The 17,532-nt window shown below is 66.8% G+C and carries 13 protein-coding genes; 8 read left to right on the top strand and 5 right to left on the bottom strand.

The genetic code is table 11. The annotated features are described in order from the left end of the window. Positions 1–44: 44 nt before the first annotated feature. Positions 45–785: a 16S rRNA (uracil(1498)-N(3))-methyltransferase gene (locus HZA32_11770; GenBank protein ID MBI5424752.1), complete on the top strand. Its 741-nt coding sequence runs from the start codon at positions 45–47 to the stop codon at positions 783–785. On the opposite strand, the gene HZA32_11765 is transcribed toward HZA32_11770, so the two are convergent. Then, positions 782–1,366, bottom strand: a complete 585-nt coding sequence (locus HZA32_11765) for an RsmD family RNA methyltransferase (protein MBI5424751.1) — start codon at positions 1,364–1,366, stop codon at positions 782–784. The two genes, HZA32_11770 and HZA32_11765, sit on opposite strands and share 4 nt — an antisense overlap. A gap of 200 nt (positions 1,367–1,566) precedes the next feature. On the opposite strand from HZA32_11765, the gene HZA32_11760 reads away from it, so the two are divergent. From HZA32_11760 to HZA32_11735, 6 genes are all read left to right on the top strand, one after another. Beyond that, positions 1,567–3,048 carry a hypothetical protein gene (locus HZA32_11760; GenBank protein ID MBI5424750.1) on the top strand — a complete coding sequence of 494 codons (1,482 nt, stop codon included), beginning with the start codon at positions 1,567–1,569 and terminating at the stop codon, positions 3,046–3,048. Continuing rightward, positions 3,045–3,797 (top strand): ABC transporter permease, encoded by a 753-nt coding sequence (locus HZA32_11755; GenBank protein ID MBI5424749.1) that lies wholly within the window; start codon positions 3,045–3,047, stop codon positions 3,795–3,797. The genes HZA32_11760 and HZA32_11755 overlap by 4 nt, the downstream gene beginning before the upstream one ends. 7 nt (positions 3,798–3,804) lie before the next feature. Further along, positions 3,805–4,608 (top strand): ATP-binding cassette domain-containing protein, encoded by an 804-nt coding sequence (locus HZA32_11750; protein MBI5424748.1) that lies wholly within the window; start codon positions 3,805–3,807, stop codon positions 4,606–4,608. Beyond that, positions 4,601–5,590: an MCE family protein gene (locus tag HZA32_11745; GenBank protein MBI5424747.1), complete on the top strand. Its 990-nt coding sequence runs from the start codon at positions 4,601–4,603 to the stop codon at positions 5,588–5,590. The genes HZA32_11750 and HZA32_11745 overlap by 8 nt, the downstream gene beginning before the upstream one ends. A 274-nt stretch (positions 5,591–5,864) precedes the next feature. Continuing rightward, complete coding sequence (locus tag HZA32_11740; protein ID MBI5424746.1) at positions 5,865–6,248, top strand: ACT domain-containing protein; 384 nt, start codon at positions 5,865–5,867, stop codon at positions 6,246–6,248. A 56-nt stretch (positions 6,249–6,304) separates the two neighbouring features. Further along, positions 6,305–6,802: an N-acetyltransferase gene (locus HZA32_11735; GenBank protein ID MBI5424745.1), complete on the top strand. Its 498-nt coding sequence runs from the start codon at positions 6,305–6,307 to the stop codon at positions 6,800–6,802. A gap of 263 nt (positions 6,803–7,065) precedes the next feature. Here HZA32_11735 and HZA32_11730 read toward each other — a convergent pair whose 3' ends face one another. The 3 genes from HZA32_11730 to HZA32_11720 all read right to left on the bottom strand — a co-directional run bounded on the left by HZA32_11730 (position 7,066) and on the right by HZA32_11720 (position 13,799). Beyond that, complete coding sequence (locus tag HZA32_11730) at positions 7,066–10,251, bottom strand: 2-oxo acid dehydrogenase subunit E2 (protein MBI5424744.1); 3,186 nt, start codon at positions 10,249–10,251, stop codon at positions 7,066–7,068. A 107-nt stretch (positions 10,252–10,358) separates the two neighbouring features. Continuing rightward, positions 10,359–12,419: an enoyl-CoA hydratase/isomerase family protein gene (locus HZA32_11725; protein ID MBI5424743.1), complete on the bottom strand. Its 2,061-nt coding sequence runs from the start codon at positions 12,417–12,419 to the stop codon at positions 10,359–10,361. A gap of 582 nt (positions 12,420–13,001) precedes the next feature. Next, positions 13,002–13,799 carry an RNA pseudouridine synthase gene (locus HZA32_11720; GenBank protein MBI5424742.1) on the bottom strand — a complete coding sequence of 266 codons (798 nt, stop codon included), beginning with the start codon at positions 13,797–13,799 and terminating at the stop codon, positions 13,002–13,004. A gap of 136 nt (positions 13,800–13,935) precedes the next feature. On the opposite strand from HZA32_11720, the gene HZA32_11715 reads away from it, so the two are divergent. Continuing rightward, positions 13,936–15,519, top strand: coding sequence for a GH3 auxin-responsive promoter family protein (locus HZA32_11715; protein MBI5424741.1), 1,584 nt, complete (start codon positions 13,936–13,938; stop codon positions 15,517–15,519). 274 nt (positions 15,520–15,793) lie between these two features. On the opposite strand, the gene HZA32_11710 is transcribed toward HZA32_11715, so the two are convergent. After that, complete coding sequence (locus tag HZA32_11710) at positions 15,794–17,497, bottom strand: DUF4177 domain-containing protein (GenBank protein MBI5424740.1); 1,704 nt, start codon at positions 17,495–17,497, stop codon at positions 15,794–15,796. Between the last annotated feature and the right edge of the window lie 35 nt (positions 17,498–17,532).

Raw genomic sequence — 17,532 nt, 5'->3', positions numbered from 1 at the left:
CCCCAAACGCCGTGCGCAGCAAGCCAAGCGTGGACATATCCTGCATCACCCGCTACCCCGACCGCGTGAACTTGGTGCTCTTCACCGCCGCCGAAATCTCCGCCGCGCTTCCCCGCCCCGATCCTCGCGCGCGCCATCTGCTCGACGTGCTGCACCGCGGCCCCGGCGACGAGTTCGACGCCGGCATCGTCAACGGCCCGCGCGGCAAGGGCCGCATCGTCGCCGTGCGCGAGGCCGAGATCGAACTCGCCTTCACGTGGTCCGTTCCGCCCGCGCCACCGGACACCCTCACGCTCCTCATCGGACTGCCGCGCCCCCAAACCGCGCGCGATATCCTGCGCGACGCCACCACGCTCGGCGTGAGCGCCATCCACTTCGTCGCGACCGAGAAAACCGAACCGAGCTACGCCCACAGCACCCTCTGGCGCGACGGCGAATGGCGCCGGCACGTCCTCGCCGGAGCCGAACAGTCCTTCACCACCTCCATCCCGGAGGTCACGTCCGACCGACCGCTGGCCGCGGCCATCGCCGCGCTCCCGGCCGACACGCAACGTCTCGCGCTCGACAACTACGAAGCCACTCGCGCCTTCGCCGATTGTCGCCTCGCCCGCGAACGCCCGCTCGTCCTCGCTCTCGGTCCCGAGCGCGGCTGGGGCCCGCGCGATCGCGACCAGCTTCGCGCCACCGGCTTCGAACTCGCCCACCTCGGCACGCGCGTGCTGCGCCTCGAGACCGCCGTCGTCGCCACGCTCGCCCTCGCCAAGGCCGCACGCGGCACGTTCTAGCCCGCCTCGGCCGCGGCGAGCTCGGCGCGCTTGAAAAAACACACCGTCGGCTGGCGCGCGCCCTTGCCCAGGCGCCGCACGCACGTCCAGTCCTCCGCCGCCACTTCCAGCTCGCCCGGCATTTCGAACACGATCACCGGATCCGGCTTCGGCGCGAGCAACGTCGTCAGCCGCGCGAACAGCTTCGGCGCCACCTCCGCGATCAAGTCATAGGGCGGATCGATGAAAACGAGATCCGGCAGCTCGCCCGCATCGGGCACGCCGGTCGCGTCGGCATTCACCACGCGCAAATCCTCCGTCCCCCGCCCGAGGCTTTTGCACACCGCCGCGATGTTTTGGCGGATGAATGCGACCGTCTTGGCGTTCTTCTCCACGAACACGCCGCCCGCCGCTCCGCGACTCAGCGCCTCGAGCCCGTAGGCTCCGCTGCCGGCGAAAAGGTCCAAAAAACGCGCGCCCGGCACCCGACTCGCGATGCTCGAGAAAACCGCCTGCCGCATCGCATCGGTCGCCGGCCGCACGGCGTCGCCCTTCGGCAAGTTGAGCGGGATGCCCCGCGCGTTGCCGCCGGTTATGCGCATCCGAAGCGCCCTCCGACGCGAATCACACCGGCACGCCGCGCCTCAAGACGCTGTTGCAGCGGAACACTTTCTGCTCGTTGCGGTTTCAACATACTGTTTGCGCCCCAGCGGACCGGGATTTACCTGTCCCTGTTCGGCCCGGGCCACCACCTAACTGGCCCAGGTCGACGCAAAGGCAACGCCTTTACCATCAACCAAGCATGAAGTCTCGACTCGCCTTCTGGCTCCTCGCCGCGGCCGGGTTCGCGCTACCGCTCCGCGGCGCCGAACTCAACGGCTGGCCGTTGCGCGTCGCGACCGTCGACGACCAGACCGGCGAAGTCACCGCGCAACAAGGCCTCGGCCCGCTCCTCGCCGAGCGCACAACCGCCGACGGCAAGGAAATCCGCGCCTGGCGCCCGCTGTTCCTCAACACGAAGCAAGCCGACCGCGAAGCCTCCTATTTTCTCTACCCGCTGTTTTCCTGGCAGCACGACGCCGCGAGCGAGTCGTTCTCGTTCTTTCAGCTGATCAATTTCCGCCGCCAGCCCGGCCTCGCCAGCGACGGCGGCCATCCCGTCCGCGGTTTCGACGTGTGGCCGCTCTATTTCTCGCGTGATACCGGCGACCCGGCGACGAGTTACCGCGCGCTGCTGCCGATCGCCGGCGAGGTGAAGCACCGCTTCGGCAAGGACCGCCTCAGCTGGGTCGCAGCTCCGCTTTATTTCCGCGTCGAGAAGGACGGACGCCACACGAACTACGTGCCGTGGCCCTTCCTGCGCTTCACCGGCGGCAACGGCCACCACGGCTTCGAGGCGTGGCCGCTCTTCGGTCACGTCGCGCGTCCGAACGACTACGACAATCGGTATTTTCTCTGGCCGCTGATCTACCAACAGACGAAACAGCTCGACGACCCCGCTGGCGCCACGCGCACCAACCTCGGCTTCCTGCCGTTCTACACCCGCGCCACCGCCCCGGGCTTCGTCGACGAGAACTATCTCTGGCCGTTCTTCGGCTACACCGACCGCACCGCGCCGCACCGCTACCACGAGACGCGCTACTTCTGGCCGTTCCTCGTGCAGGGCCGCGGCGACAACCGCACCGTGAACCGCTGGGCGCCCTTCTACACCCACAGCGTCGTGAAGGGTTACGACAAGACCTGGGTGCTCTGGCCGCTCGTCCGCCACGCCGAGTGGAACGAACAGGGCGTCGCGCATGAGCGAAATCAGTTCCTGCTCGTCGTCTACTGGTCGCACGAGCAACGCAGCCTCTCGAACCCCGCCGCCGCGCCCGCTTCGAAGCGCCACCTCTGGCCGCTTTTCAGCGCGTGGGACAACGGCGCTGGCCGCCGCCAATTCCAGCTCTTCAGCCCGTTCGAAGTCCTTTTCACCAACAACGAGCCCATCCGCGAACTCTACTCGCCGATCTTCGCCGTCTACCGCTTCGAGCAACGCGCGCCGGGCGACACACGTTGGAACATCCTCTGGAACCTCGTCAGCCGCCGTCGCTCGGCCACCGAACGCGAGTTCCACCTCGGCCCGCTCTTCAGCACGCGCGCCACGCCCGAGACCGGCGCGCGCGTCGCGCTCGGCAACGGCCTGCTCAGCTGGCGCCGCGCTCCGGGTGAGGCCCGTTGGAAGTTTTCCCTGTTCGATTTCCGCCGCACGCCTGCTACCAAGGCCCCCGCGGCCACCCAGCCATGAAGCAACTCTCCCTCGTCCTCGGCCACATCGGCGGCGTCGTGCTCCTCATGACGCGCACGCTGAAGTTCACCGGCACGCTGCCGCGACAGTTCGGGCGCTTCATCGAACAGTGCTTCGTCATCGGCTACACCTCCCTGCCGATCGTCACGATCCTCAGCTTCTTCATCGGCTCGGTGCTCGCGCTGCAGAGCGGTTACTCGATGCAGAATTTCGGAGCGAAACAGTTCATCGGCACGCTGGTCGGCCTGTCGATGGCGCGCGAACTCGGCCCCGTCATGGTCGCCATCCTCATCGCCGGCCGCGTCGGCTCCGCCATCACCGCCGAACTCGCCTCGATGAAGGTCTACCAGGAGATCGACGCACTCGTGACGATGAACATCCCGCCGGAGCGCATGCTGGTGCTGCCGCGCCTCGCCGCCGTGCTCGTCATGATGCCCGTGCTCGCGCTGATCGCCAACCTCTGCGGCTGGTATGGCGGCGCCCTCGTTTGCGAGCACACCAATTTCATCTCCGTCCCCAGCGAATCCTACTTCGCGGCGCTGAAACGCTACATGGATTTCAAGGACATCACCGACGGTCTGCTGAAGGCCGAGGTCTTCGGCTTCGTGATCGTCGCCGTCTGCTGCTACATCGGCCTCAACACCCGCGGCGGCCCGCGCGAGATCGGCGCCTCCGTCACCAAGGCCGTCGTCACCTCGCTCATCCTCATCCTGGTGCTCGATTACTTCGTCACCAAGGCGCTCCTCTGACCCGGCCATGAGTTCCACCTATACCGCCACTCCCTTCGCCGGCAAAACCTTCGGCGTCACCGTCGACCACCTGACGAAGAAATTCGGCGGCGTCACCGTGCTGAAGGACATCAACCTTGAGGTGCGCCCCGGAGAAATCTTCTGCATCATGGGCCCCAGCGGCTCGGGCAAGAGCGTCCTCCTGAAACACATCGCCGGCCTCGAATTGCCCACGAGCGGCTCCGTCCGCATCGGCGAATACGATGCCGCCGATCCCGACACGCGCGACAAGGTCCACCTCGCCCTCGTTTTCCAGGCCGGCGCGCTCTTCAACTCGCTCACGGTCTACGACAACCTCGCGCTCTACCCGCGCGAACATCGCCAGTGCAACGAGGCCGGCATCCGCGAGCGCGTGATGCGCGCGCTCTCGATCCTTTCGCTCGAGAAAGCCGCGCAGAAATTCCCGTCCGAACTCTCCGGCGGCATGAAGAAGCGCGTCGCCATCGCCCGCGCCCTCGTCATGGAGCCGCAACTCCTCCTCTACGACGAGCCGACCTCCGAACTCGATCCGGTGATGGGCGCCACGATCAGCGAAATCATCGCCACCCTCCGCGAGCAGACCGCCGTCACCAGCATCGTCGTCACGCACGACCGCGACCTCGCGATCAACATCGCCGACCGCATCGCCATCATCATGGACGGCAAGATCCGCGCCACCGGCAAACCCGCCGACTTCCGCGAGCCGAAGGAGCGCGACATCGCGAACTTCCTCACGCCCACGATCGACCTCAAGAACCCCCGCTTTAAACAACTGGAGAACTCCCATGAATAACACGCAACAGACCGTTCGCGTCGGTCTTTTCTTCCTCCTCGGCTGCGCGCTGGCCTGGATCACGTTCGAGTCGCTCAGCGGCGGCCAGATCTTCAAGAAGCGCGGCTACACCGTCCTCGCGCCCTTCGCGAACCTCAAGGGCCTCAAGGAAGGCGACGAGGTCCAGATGGCCGGCGTGAAGATCGGCTCCGTCGCTTCCACGCGCCTCGGCAACCAGCGCGTCGAAGCCGTGCTCAGCATCGACCCGAAAGTCTCCATCCCGAACGACGCCGTCGCCTCCGTCGAAACCTCCAGCCTCCTCGGCAGTCAGCACCTCGCCGTCAGCTTCGGCAACTCCGCCGTGATGCTCAAGGACGGCGACACGATGAAGACCAAGAACACCGCCGACATGAACGAGGTCATCGCCCAGCTCGGCTCCCTCGGCGCCAAACTCGAAGGCGTCGCCGACAACATCGGCAAGGCGCTCGGCGGTGACAGCGGCTCCGGCTCGCTCTTCAACAAGCTCGACAAACTCGTCGACCAGAACGGCCCGAAGCTCACCGAGACCATCGCCAACCTCCAGGACATCACTTCCAAAATCAAAAGCGGCGAAGGCACCTTCGGCAAACTGGTCAACGATCCGAAACTCCACGACGACCTCGTCGCCGCCGTCGGCGAAATCAAAGCTGCCGCCGGCGACGCGAAAGTCTTCATGGCCGATACGCGCGGCATCATCGCCGACGTGAAGTCCGGCAAGGGTGCCGTCGGCGCGCTGCTCTACGACCAAGCCACCGCCGACAACCTCAAGGCCACCGTCGCCAACGCCCGCAGCGTCACCGACAAGATCGCGCGCGGCGAAGGCACGCTCGGCAAGCTCCTCAACGACGACTCGATGTATAAAGACGTCCAAGGCGTCGTGAAGAAAGCCGACCGCGCCCTCGACGGCCTCGGCGACTCCGGCCCGATCCAAGCCGTCGGCGTCGTCGCCAACGCGCTCTTCTGAGCAAGGTGGCCCGCGACCTCCGGGCGCGGGTCGATCGACTCCGGTTTCAGTTCTCCACACCCGCGCCGTATCCGACGCGGGTTTTCTTTTGCCTGGAAGCTATCCGAAGACCGCGTTTCCACCGTAGGCAGCGTGCTTGCACGCGCCCGTTGCTCTCGGGGGCGCGACCAAGGTCGCTGCCTACCGCTTCGGCAAAGCGCGTTTTCGGCTAGCCCCGAGTGACACGGGCCGCGCGCTTGCGGTCGCGCCGCCGTCGCGCTTGTCTGCCAACGCCATGCCGCTCGTCATCCAACTTCTTCCCGGCGAATTCGCGATCGCCCGTCTCCCCGCCGCCGCACCGATTCCCGAGTGGGTGAACTCCACCGTCTTCAGCGCCACGACGCGCACCACCGACGAGCTGTCGATCCTCTGCCCTGCCGCGCAAATCCCCGCCGACGTGAAACACGAAGCCGGCTGGCGCCTCTTCAAGCTGCGCGGCCCGTTCAACTTCACCGAGACCGGCATCCTCTCCTCCGTGCTCGATCCCCTCGCCTTCTCGCGCATCAGCATCCTCGCACACTCGACGTTCGACACCGACTACGTGCTCGTGAAACAGGCGCAGCTCGAGGACGCCATCCGCACGCTCCGCAACGCGGAACACACCGTCGAACGACTCTGAGCGTCTGGCACGGGACCGGCTGCCCCGCCGTCATGCCCCACGTCACGTTTCACCTCATGACCGAGGCCGATTGGCCCGACGTGCAACGCATCTACGCCGAAGGTATCGCGACCGGCATCGCCACGTTCGAGGCCACGCCTCCGGAAACCTTCGCCGATTTCATCAAGACCAAGATCGCCGACCTCGCGGTCGTCGCTCGCGACGCGAAAGGCGCGATCGCCGCATGGGCCGTGCTCATCCCGGTTTCTTCGCGCTACGTCTACCGCGGCGTCGCGGAAATGAGCCTCTACGTCGCCGCGTCGCATCGCGGTCAGCGCGTCGGCGATGCGCTGATGAAGGAAATGATCCGGCTCAGCGAGGCGCGCGGCTTCTGGACGCTCCAGTCCTCCACGTTTCCCCAAAACGCCGCGAGCGTCGCGCTCCAGCAACGTCACGGCTTCCACATCATCGGCATTCGCGAGAAAATCGGCCGCATGCCGCAAGGCCCGCTCGCCGGCCACTGGTGCGACACGCTGCTGCTCGAACGTCGCAGCAAGACCGTCGGGCACGACTGAGCGGCGCACGACTCGCGCCAACCGCCGGATTCGCTCGTGCCCTCCCTGGAGGGTGCGCGTCCCCGCGCGCCGCGCATCTCCACTCGCGCCTAGTCTGTTTTTCTGTAGCCGGGCTCGCTGAGCCCGGTCGGCGCTTTCTCCCGCGGGAACGTCCCTTTCCGGGGTCAGCGACCCCGGCTACATTATTTTTTAAAACGCCGTAGCGCGTGAAGCTCCCCCGGCCCGTCCAGAGACGAGCCTTCCATCGCAAGCCATCGACGCACTCACGCCGGGAGCGTGAACGTCTCGAACTGCTTCTTCACTTCCTGGAGAAATGCCGCCGCGCCGGCGCCGTTCACGACCTTGTGATCGAACGTCAGCGAGAGCGTCACGACCTCGCACGGATAGATCACGCCACCGTCATTGATCATGCGCTCGTGCGCCGTGCCGATGAAGAGCGTCGCCATCGCCGGCGGCACCACGATGGGCGTCGCGCTCTCGACGCCGAACGCGCCGAGGCTCGTGATGTTGAGCGGCGCCTGCACGTCGAGCAGCTTGCCCGCGCGCGTTTCCTCGACCGCGCGGTTGTAGGCGGCGCTGAAGTCGGCGAACGCGAGCTTGTTGGCGCCCGCAATCGCCGCCGTGGCGAGCCGGTCGCCTTCGAGCGCGACAGCCACGCCTTGATCGAAGACCGGCTGCTCGAGAATCGTGCCGTCCTTGCCGACGATGCAGCGGAAAGCCGGATGCAACTCCTGCGCGCGCGTGACGCACCACGCCATCATCGCCGAGGGCGACGGCGCGGCCTTGCCGAGCTTCGCCTTCGCGGCCTCGCGCGCTTTCTTCAACGGCTCCCAGCGCACGTCCATCAACATGTTCGCGGGCACCACGGCATCGAGGCGCTTCGTGATCGCGGGGTGCAAGGCAGGCGGGCGGACATTGCCATTCATGGAGGAGGAAGCGGAAACAGAGACCGACGCGGGCGCGGCTTTCGGTGCGGAAGCTGATGGCTTCGCTGTAGCCGGGCTCGCTGAGCCCGGCCCGGGGCCACCGGCCCCGGCTACAACATGCTTCGCCGCGCCTTCGATCGACAACCCCGCCACGCTCGCGGCATCGCCGGTGACGAGCGCGATCTCCTGGCCGATGAGCACGGTGTCGTCGACCTTGATGCGCCACTCCTTGAACTGGCCGGCAAACGACGCCTCGACCGGATAGACGGCCTTGTCCGTCTCGAGTTCGCAAAGCACGTCGTCGTGCTTCACGGCATCGCCGGGCTTCTTGTTCAAATTCGCCACGCGCGCCGAGCGCAGGCCCTCGCCCATGATCGGCACCCGCACGATGATGTCGCTCGTGCCCGCGATGACGGTGTTCTGCGGCGAATGACCAGAAGCGGTTTGGTTCGTTGTAGCCGGGCTCGTCGAGCCCGGGCCGGGGTCGCCGACCCCGGCTACAGCGACGACAGGCGGTCGGGGCGCGGGCATCTCGCCGCGCGCGAGGTTCATCGACACCAACTCCCAAATCGCCTCCACGATCTGCGGCACTGCGGGCAGCGCGGCGTATTCGTAGATCGGGTTGTAGCCGATCATCACGTTGCCCTTCGTGATCAGGCGCGGTGGCGCCTTCAACGCGCCGAAGAGATCCGTGCGACCGACGACGTGCTGCACGATCATCTGGCCAACCGAGCACGCCTCGGTGTCCTCCTGAATGACAATCAAGCGACCGGTCTTGCGCACCGACGTCTCGATCGCCGCTTTGTCCCACGGCACGATCGAGCGCAGGTCGATGAGCTCGACGCTCACTTCGCCCTTCAACTCCGCGATCGCCTCGTGGGCCTTCTCCATCGTGTTGCCCCACGCGACGACCGTGAGGTCCTCGCCCTCGGTCACGACGCGCGCCGAGCCGAGCGGGATGGATTTGATCGACTGCTTCGATTCGACCTCCGCCCACATCATGTGCTTCGGCGCGAGGAAGAGCGTGATGTCCTCGCCATGCATCGCCGTCCAGAGCAGGCCGGCCGCGTCCTCGGGCGTCGACGGAATGACGACGTTGATGCCGGGAAAGTGCGCGTAGGCCGACTCGTTCGCCTGCGAATGCCAGAGCGAGCCGCCCGGCAGGTAGGCGCCGTAGGGCGCGTAAAACACCGCCGGCACCTTCCAAGCGCCATTCGAGCGCCAGCGGATGTTCGCGAGATTCTGCACGATCTGGTTGAAGCCGGGGAAACTGAAATCGATGAACTGCAGTTCGAACACCGGACGCCGTCCGTAGAGCGCGAGACCGCCGCCGATGCCGAAGATCGTCGACTCCGCGAGCGGCGAGTTGAACACCTGCTCCGGAAAATCCGTCGAAAGTTTCTGCGTGAGGCGGAACACGCCGCCCTTCGGATCCTCGATGTCTTCGCCGAAGATCACGCGGCCCGGATCGGCATCGAGCCCGGCGCGGAGCGTCTTGTTAATCAAGTCGCCCATGCGGTATTTGCCGGGCTTGAAGAGCTCCTCGTTCAGGTCGGGCGACGCGCCCGTGACATCGAGCAGCAACTCGTCGACGCGCGGATCCTCGGCCTTCTCGGCCGCCGCGTAATCGGCGCGGACCTTCTCCTTGATCTCCTCGTCGAACTTCGCGAACTCCGCTTCGGTCAGCTCACCGGCCTTGATCATCTTGTCGCGGAGCACGCGAATCGGGTCCGCCTTTTCCATCGCGGCGATGTCCTCCTTCGAGCGGTAGAGCGTGTGATCGTCCGAGCTGGTGTGGCTCGAGAGTCGCTCGACCTTCGCCCAGAGGAAAACCGGCCCGTCGCCCGCGCGGAGCTGCGCGATGGCCTTCTCCGTCTCGGCGTGCACGAGTTCGAGATCGGAGCCGTCAATGACGCGCCACTGCGACTTGTTGAGCACGTCGATCGCGAGCGGATTGATTTTCCGCGTCGGCGTCGAGATGCCGTAGGCGTTGTCCTCGACGATGAAGAGAATCGGGAGCTTCTTCTCCTGCGCGAAGCTGATCGCCTCGTAGAAATCGCCCTGCCGCGTCGCCGCGTCGCCGATACTGGTGACGACGACGCTGGCCTTGCCATCGAGCCTCATGCCCCACGCCACGCCGCACGCCGGCAACAGTTGCGAACCGAGCGGCGTCGGCACGCTGACGATGTTCAGCGCGCGCGACGAGAAATGCGACGGCATCATGCGCCCGCGCGACGACGACTCGCGTTTCGCGAAATACTCCAGCGCCAGCTCGCGCGTGTTCATGCCGCGCCCCATGCACAAGCCGCGATCGCGGTAATACGGCACGATGAAATCGCCGTCGCGCAACTGTGCCCCGAGCGCGCTGAAAGCCTCGTGACCGCGCCCCGACACATGGAAGTGTCCCTTGCCCTGCCGGTTCAGACTCTCCTCGCGCAGATCGCCGTGCCGGCTTTCCAGCATCGTGCGCAGCAGGTGGCGGCGCTGCTCCTTGTTCAGAGTGGAGTTCGTGGCTTTGGCCATGGCGAGACGTGGAGGGGTAGGTTTCGGAAAACGTTCTGTGCGGCAACGGCAATTCTGGATGCCGCGATGCAGGGTTGCGTGGAGAAACTGTGCCGCTAAGCGACGCGTCAGACGCGGCCGCGCGCGCGCGCATAGCGCATCAGGCCGCCGCGGAACGCCGGAAATCCCGTGCCCATCAGCAGCGCGAAGTCCGCGTCGTCCGCGGTCTTCAACACGCCTTCGTCGAGCACGCGCTTCGTCTCGTCGATCATCACGCCGTTGAGGTGGTCCTGGATCGCGGCGGCGTCCATCGCCTTCACGGCTGCGGGCGCCCACTGCGCCATCGCGGGATTCAGCGCTTCCTTGCCGCCCTCGTAGACGTAGAAGCCGGTCGACGCGCCGTTCTTCCGACCCTTCATGCCGGCCGCGAGCATCTTGCCGCACACGCTCGTGCTGGCGAAGCGCGCGGGGAAATAGTGCTTCATCTCGCCGTAGATAAAGTCCGTCACGTCCACGCCGACTTCGTCGATCAGGCGCATCGGTCCCATCGGCCAGCCCCAATCGCGCACCGCGCGATCGATGACGTCCGTCGGCACGCCTTGCTCCCAGAGTTCGCACGCAGCGTTGAGATAGAAAAACAGCACGCGCGTCACGAGGAAGCCCGGCGACGAACGGCAGATGACCGGCGTCTTGCCGAGGTGTTTCGCGAACGCCAGCACGCGATCCGCGGTCTCGCGCGTTGTGTGCGGCGAGAGCACCATCTCGATCAGCGGCATGCGGCTGACCGGATTGAAGAAGTGGATGCCGATCGTGCGGCCGGGATGCGTCGCCGTCGCGGCGAGTTCTTCGATCGGCAGCGCCGAGGTGTTCGAGGCGAGCACGCAATCCGCCCGCACGACCCGCGACAGCTCGGCGAACAGCGCCTGCTTCGCCGCGACGTTCTCGACGATCGCCTCGACCACGAGGTCGCAATCCGCGAACGCCGCCAGCTCCGTCGTGCCTTGCACGCGCGCCGTGCCCTGCGCCGCCGCGTCGGCGGACATCTTGCCGCGCTTCGCCGCTTCATCGAAAAGTCCTTTGATCACCGCGAGTCCGTGCTCGACGAACTCCGGTTTCACATCGCGCATCACGACGCTGTAGCCGCGCGCCGCGCACCACTGCGCGATGCCCGAGCCCATCACGCCGGCGCCGATCACGCCGATCTTCTTGAACGGCGCAGGCGCGACGGCCTCCGCCGGCTTCGGGAACCACGCGTCGACCGTGAGCTTCTTCACCGCGTCCTTGAGGAAGAACACGTGCACCATGTTGTGCGCGACATCGCCCGCCGCGATTTCGCCGAAGAGCGACGCTTCGAGATCGAGCGCGGCTTCGAGGGAGAGCCCCGCGCCCTTTTCGACGGCATCGAGCACGGCGGCCGGTGCCGGCTGGCCGCGCATACGCGAAGCGGCAACCTTGCGCTGCTCGGCGAAGAACGTCGCGTCCGCAGGCTGACCACGGTGGAACGCGTTGACCTCAACGCGTTCGGAGCGGATTGAGGTCAATCCGCTCCACCTCGCCGGCTCGCCGCCCTCGGCCGCGAGCTTCAGCGCGGCGGCTTTCGCGCGCGCCTTCAGCTCCGCCGCCGGGACGAGTTCATCGACGAGTCCGGCCTTGTGCGCCTCGGCGGCCGGCAGCAGCTGCGCCTTCAAGATGTGGTCGACCGCGGCCTTCGCGCCGATCAACCGCGGCAAGCGCGCGCAACCACCCCAACCGGGAATCAAACCGATGCCGACTTCAGGCAGCCCGATCACGGTTTCCTTCGCGTCGCTCGCGAGCCGCCAGTGGCACGCGAGCGCGAGTTCGTAGCCGCCGCCGGCACACGCGCCGTGAATTGCGCACACGACCGGCACCTTGAAGTTGTCCAACAGGCCGAAGAGCGCGTGACCGGCGCGCGAGGCGTCCTTGCCCTCTGCGGGCGTTGCGATCTTGCCGAGCCATTTCAGGTCCGCGCCGGCGATGAAGATTTTTTCCTTTCCGCTCGTGACCACGACCGCCTTCACCGGCTGCGCCGCGAGCGCTTCGACCGCGGCGCGCAGCGCGGCCTGGGTCGGGGGATTGAAGACGTTGGCGCGACTCGCGGGGTCGTCGAAAACGATCCAGCCGATGCCGTCGGCATCGACGGAGTGGGAAACCGTGGCGGGGTTGCTCATGGGGGAAAGAGTGGCGCCAAGGAACTCCGCCCCACCGCCCCTCGCAACGCCAAGCCCCGTGCGCGCGCCAACTATTAGCCACTGTATGACAAATGTAAGTCCGCCGCCGACCGGAACCACAATTGCAGGGGCCTGCTTGCAGACGACCGTTTCCCTTCCGCCACGAACATCTTGCGGTCGCCTGCAAGCATGCTCCCGCAACAAGCTGAAAATCCACCCGGTTTTCCCAGCGGCGGCCCCGCCCTCCTCGTCATTCGTTTCCATTAACGAACAATACCAGTGAGATTCCTCCTCTAAAAACGGCACCTGCCCAAAACGAAAGTTCTTAATGGACTACTAAGGCGCATCTTCAAAATGCCGCGTCATCGCGCGGCCCGCAGAGCGGGCCGCGGCGATCCAGCTGGATGTCATGCTGTCGCCTCGCTCGGTCGCTTCGTCGTCCCGCGCGGCGGGACTCCTCGCCATGACCATTTGAAGACGCGCCCTAACGCGCGCGCCCTGCGCCGTGACGAGCGGTGAGTTTTCCGCGGGCCTCCTCGACGAGCGCCCGGTGGGGGAACTGCCGGCGCACGCGCACCGGCTTCAGCGGCGCCGCGCGTTCAGTCCGCTGAATTTTCGGAGATATTTCAACGCAACCTCGAAGTCGCGCGGCAGCGGCGCGGAGACCGTGACGCGCTCGCGCGAGAGCGGATGCGTGAACGTCAATGCGCTCGCGTGCAGCGCGAGGCGCGCGAGCAACGGCTTCTCGTCGTCGCGGCCCTTGTAGCCGCGTTTCAGGCCGGAGAGGAGCAGCTGCGTGTCGTTGCCGTAGAAGGGATCGTTGAGGATCGGCCAGCCGCTCGCCGCGAGGTGCACGCGGATCTGGTGCGTGCGTCCGGTCTGCGGCCGGCACTCGAGCAGCGTGAACGCGCCGAACCGCTCGCTCACCTTGAAGTCCGTCACCGCGGCCTTGCCGTGCTTGCGCACGACGCACATGCGGCCCGGCAGGGCGTCGTCTTCCTTCAACACGAGTTCGACGGTGAACGCGTCCGGCAATGCGCCCGCCGCGTCGGCGATCGGCGTGGTGCCTCCGGCCCACGGCGCCGCGCACGGCCCCGCACTCACGACGAACGCGAGATAGAGCTTTTCGACGGTCTTCGACTGAAATTGGCCGCTCACGAAATCCAGGGCGGGCTTCGTCTTCGTGCACAGCACCACGCCGCTCGTATCGGCGTCGATGCGGTGGACGTTGGCCACGCCGTGCCCGAGCGCGGCGTGAACCTGATCCATCAGGTTTGCGCGCGACTTGTCCCAGCGGTCGGGTGCGATGAGCAGCCCGCTGGGCTTGTCGAAGGCGATGAGCGCCTCGTCCTCGAAGATGACCGGCGGCAACGACGGCATGCGGCGCGTGTTGAACGGCAACGCCGGGGGCGCGGCAACGTTTATCCGCGGAACGGGCCAGCGCTTTTAAAAGAATTTCGCCGACCATCCCCGCTCCTTTCTGGCTTCGCGCCGCGTAATCCCTTCACTTGCCGCCATGACGCTCGCGCCGCGCTTCCTCGTGAAACTCATCGCGAGCTATCGCATGCGGCAGTTGCAGCGCCGCCTGCGCGGCCGCGACGCCGCCGGGCAGCAGCGCGCCTTCACGACGCTCATGGCCGCGCACGCGCACACGGAGTTCGGCCGCCAGCACGGGCTCGGCCCGCGCACCACCTACGCCGAATACCGCACGCAAGTGCCGCTGCGCACGCCGGGAGAATTCAAGGGCTGGGTCGAGCGCATGGCCGCCGGCGCCGCGGACGTGCTCTGGCCGGGGCGCTGCCGCTTCTTCGTCTACACCGCCGGCACCGTCGACGGCACACCCAAGCCGCTGCCCGCGACGCCCGCCATGCTCGCGCACTACCGCGCCGCGCTGGGCGACGCATTGCTGCTGCACGCCGCGCAAACGGGGCAGCCGGAACTTTTCGCCGGACGCCACCTGCACGTCGGTGCCAGCACGGCACTGAACGAGGCCGGCGGCGCCTACGCCGGCTACCTCGACGCGATGGTCCCGCTGGCACTCAGCGAATGGTCCGAAAAAAATCTCTACGCACCGCCGCGCGCCGTCGCCCGTCTGCCGGAGGGCGAGGAAAAGATGCGCGCCGTCGCCGAGAAATGCGCCGACTGGGACGTGCGCCTCGTCGCGGGAACGCCCTCGTCGCTCGCCGCGCTCGCCGAGGCGGCGCGCGCGCACCACAGCACCGGCAAGCGCCGCGTGCAGCACCTTCGCGCCGTCTGGCCGAATCTCATGTGCTGCCTGCACACGGGATCGATCCTCGGCATTTTTGCCGACGACCTGCGCGCGAACCTCGGCCCCGACGTCGCGTTGCACGAACTCTACGCCGGTGCCGAGGGCATCTACGCCGCCCAGGACGGCGAGCCCGGCGCCGGTTTGCGGCTCCTCGCGGATCACGGAATCTTCTACGAGTTTCTCCCGGCACGCGAACTCGCCGACGCGGAGCTCCCGACGCTCGGCAGCCGCTGCGTGGCGCTGGCCGACGTCCAGCCGAACATCGAATACGCCGTCATCGTCTCGACGCCCGCCGGCCTTTGCCGCTGCCTGATCGGCGACACGGTGATGTTCGTCTCCGCCAAGCCCGCGCGGCTCGTGTTCACCGGCCGCACCGAACTCCAGTTGAACTCCTTCAGTGAACGGGTGAGCGAGCGCGAAGTCACGGCGGCGCTGCTCGCCGTGTGCACGCGCAACGAGTGGACGCCGGTGAATTTCCACGTCGCGCCGTATTTCACCCGCATGGTGCCGCGTCCGCAGGGTTGTCACGAATGGTGGATCGAACTGCGCCCCGGCACCGTGCGCACGCCCACCGGGCCGCTGCTCGCGGCGGAAATCGATCTCGAACTCAGCCGGCATCAGCTCGACTACACCGGCCGACGCGCGAACGGCGCGCTCGAGGCGCCGCTCGTGCGGCTCGTCATGCCGGGCACGTTCAACGAGTGGACGCGCCTGCACGGCCTGCGCGAAGGCGCGGGCAAATTCGCCCGCTGCCGCAGCGACCGTCTCGTCGCCGACCAACTCGCCGGCATCGCGCGCTTTCACACGCAGCCGTCTTCCCGGCAGAACTGAGCGCCCAAGCGCGGCGCACGTCGGGCGGCCCAAAGCTTTCCGGGCGGCGGAGATGAATCCGTCGCCCGGCGTTTCCCTGGGGTCCTTGAAACTTGCGCACACCGCGGACCCCGACCCCTAAGGCGTGCGTGCGCCAGGATTTTCCCACACCGCAGCGCGAACGGCTCCGCGTTTATTGCCGGGCGGCCCGGGGCGTTTGTAACCAACAAATGCGCGGCGACAAAAAGCGGAGCCACCTGGGCTCCGCTGGAAGGGGGGAACGATCGCTGCGGGCTCAGTCTTCGCCGCCGCTCTCGTCGTCGGAAGACTCGTCACCTTCGTCCTTCTTCTTCGAGCGCGCGCGCTTCGCCTTCGAATCCTTGGCGTTGAGCCAGAGATCGCCCTTGGCGTTGCGATTCAGCCAGAAGATCTCGCCGTTGCGCTCGCCGAAGGTGGGCTTCGTCTTCGCGTCGTCGGGGATATTGAGGCCGGCGGCGACCAGCGCTTCGAGAATCTCGATGGCCGGGCGGCCGATCTGGGCGGAAAGATCGTCGACCTTCGCGGTGACGCCGTCGCCGCGTTTCTTCGGCTGCAAGAGCAGGCGAAGCGCATCGAGCGTGTCGGCGCGAACGCGGTCGGAAGCGGAAGCGGGCGCCGGAGCCGGCTCGGCGGACGGAGCGGCAGACTCGACCGCCGCCGGTTGCGGCGCGGCCTCGGGAGCGACTGTCGGTTCGGCGGTCGGCTCGGCCGGAGCGGCCGCTTCAGCAGACTCGGGTGCGCCGGACTCGGGGCCTTCGTCACCACCTGCGTCAGCGCCGTCGGGCCTCTGGCCGCCGCGATTTTTCCGCGCGTTGATCCAGATTTCTCCGCGCTGGTTCTTGTCCATCCAGTAGAGGAAGTCGCCCTCCTCGTGGAAAAGCGGTTTCTCCGCGCTGTCCTCCTTCATCTTGAGGCCCTGCTCGGCGAGTTGGGCGAGCAAGCCCGCTTCGTCGGTGCGCAGCGCCTTCGTCAGGAAACCGAAACTGCCCGACCAACCGTGGCCGCGGCGATTGCGGCGCATGAGGCCGCGGACTTTGTCGAGGAAGGTTTTCGGACCGGCCGGCTGCTGGGGCGCGGCGGCTTGCGGCGCGGCGCTCGGCTGCGACTCGCGCGGCTGGGCAGCGGCCTCGGACTGGCGCTCGGCGCGCGTCTCTTGCTGGCGGCGGTCGTCGCGTTGCGCAGGCGCGTTGTCGGCGGGAGCTTCCTCGTCGCTGAGGCGCTTGCCAGCGGCGATGCGGAACACCGGCTCGGGCTTCTCGCGGGTGTTGATCCAGATTTCGCCGCGGCGATTGATGTTCACCCAATAGATGTCGCCCTCGAACTCGACGTAGACGGGCTTGGCGTTCTCGTCGGCGGGAATCTGCAGGCCGCACTCGACGAGCGCGCCCTTGATGTCTGCCTCCTCCATCTTCCACTTCTTCGCGAGGTAATCTACGCCCACGCTCATGCCCGGGCCGCGCTGGTTCTTGCGCATGTGCGGACGCATCGCGTCGAAGAACGTCGGCAACTCGTCCTCTTCGGCGAGCTTGTCCCAATCATCCTCACGCTCGATGCCGTCGTCTTCCGGCGCATCGCGGTCGTCGTCGCGGGACGTATCGCGCAAGCGGCGCAGACCGTCGTCCGTGCCGACTTTTTCCTCGGCGAGAAAGGTCTCGGCAGCTTCCTCGGCCGTCTGGCCGGAAGAACTGCCGCTCGCCGCCTTGAACTTCGCTTCGAATTCCGCGCGCAACTTGTCGGCCTCCGCGCGCGCCGCCGCGGCCGCGGCATCCTCGAGCGTCCAGTCCCGTTGCGTCGTGCGACGCACGAGGCCGGTGAACGCCAGCAGGTTGTCGGGTTGCGTGTGAAAGTTGATGATTTCCCACCCCTCCTGACCGAGGTCGTTGAGAAATTTTTCCAGCAATGCCGGCGACGCGAAGCCGCCCTTGCCGCTGGTGATGACTTTGTATTCCCAGTTGGACATGTGAGCGGCCATCAACCCGGAACCGCCGCACGGTG

It is taken from the genome of Opitutia bacterium, assembly GCA_016217545.1.
GTDB lineage: Bacteria > Verrucomicrobiota > Verrucomicrobiia > Opitutales > Opitutaceae > Didemnitutus.
The sequence above is the reverse complement of the archived record's forward strand: the minus strand, read 5'-3'. Positions and strand labels throughout refer to the sequence as shown.

Coding starts and splice junctions, on each gene's coding strand:
- HZA32_11765 (MBI5424751.1), bottom strand. CDS start 1,366: ATGCGCATAACCGGCGGCAACGCGCGGGGCATCCCGCTCAACTTGCCG.
- HZA32_11760 (MBI5424750.1), top strand. CDS start 1,567: ATGAAGTCTCGACTCGCCTTCTGGCTCCTCGCCGCGGCCGGGTTCGCG.
- HZA32_11755 (MBI5424749.1), top strand. CDS start 3,045: ATGAAGCAACTCTCCCTCGTCCTCGGCCACATCGGCGGCGTCGTGCTC.
- HZA32_11750 (MBI5424748.1), top strand. CDS start 3,805: ATGAGTTCCACCTATACCGCCACTCCCTTCGCCGGCAAAACCTTCGGC.
- HZA32_11745 (MBI5424747.1), top strand. CDS start 4,601: ATGAATAACACGCAACAGACCGTTCGCGTCGGTCTTTTCTTCCTCCTC.
- HZA32_11740 (MBI5424746.1), top strand. CDS start 5,865: ATGCCGCTCGTCATCCAACTTCTTCCCGGCGAATTCGCGATCGCCCGT.
- HZA32_11735 (MBI5424745.1), top strand. CDS start 6,305: ATGACCGAGGCCGATTGGCCCGACGTGCAACGCATCTACGCCGAAGGT.
- HZA32_11730 (MBI5424744.1), bottom strand. CDS start 10,251: ATGGCCAAAGCCACGAACTCCACTCTGAACAAGGAGCAGCGCCGCCAC.
- HZA32_11725 (MBI5424743.1), bottom strand. CDS start 12,419: ATGAGCAACCCCGCCACGGTTTCCCACTCCGTCGATGCCGACGGCATC.
- HZA32_11720 (MBI5424742.1), bottom strand. CDS start 13,799: ATGCCGTCGTTGCCGCCGGTCATCTTCGAGGACGAGGCGCTCATCGCC.
- HZA32_11715 (MBI5424741.1), top strand. CDS start 13,936: ATGACGCTCGCGCCGCGCTTCCTCGTGAAACTCATCGCGAGCTATCGC.
- HZA32_11710 (MBI5424740.1), bottom strand. CDS start 17,497: ATGTCCAACTGGGAATACAAAGTCATCACCAGCGGCAAGGGCGGCTTC.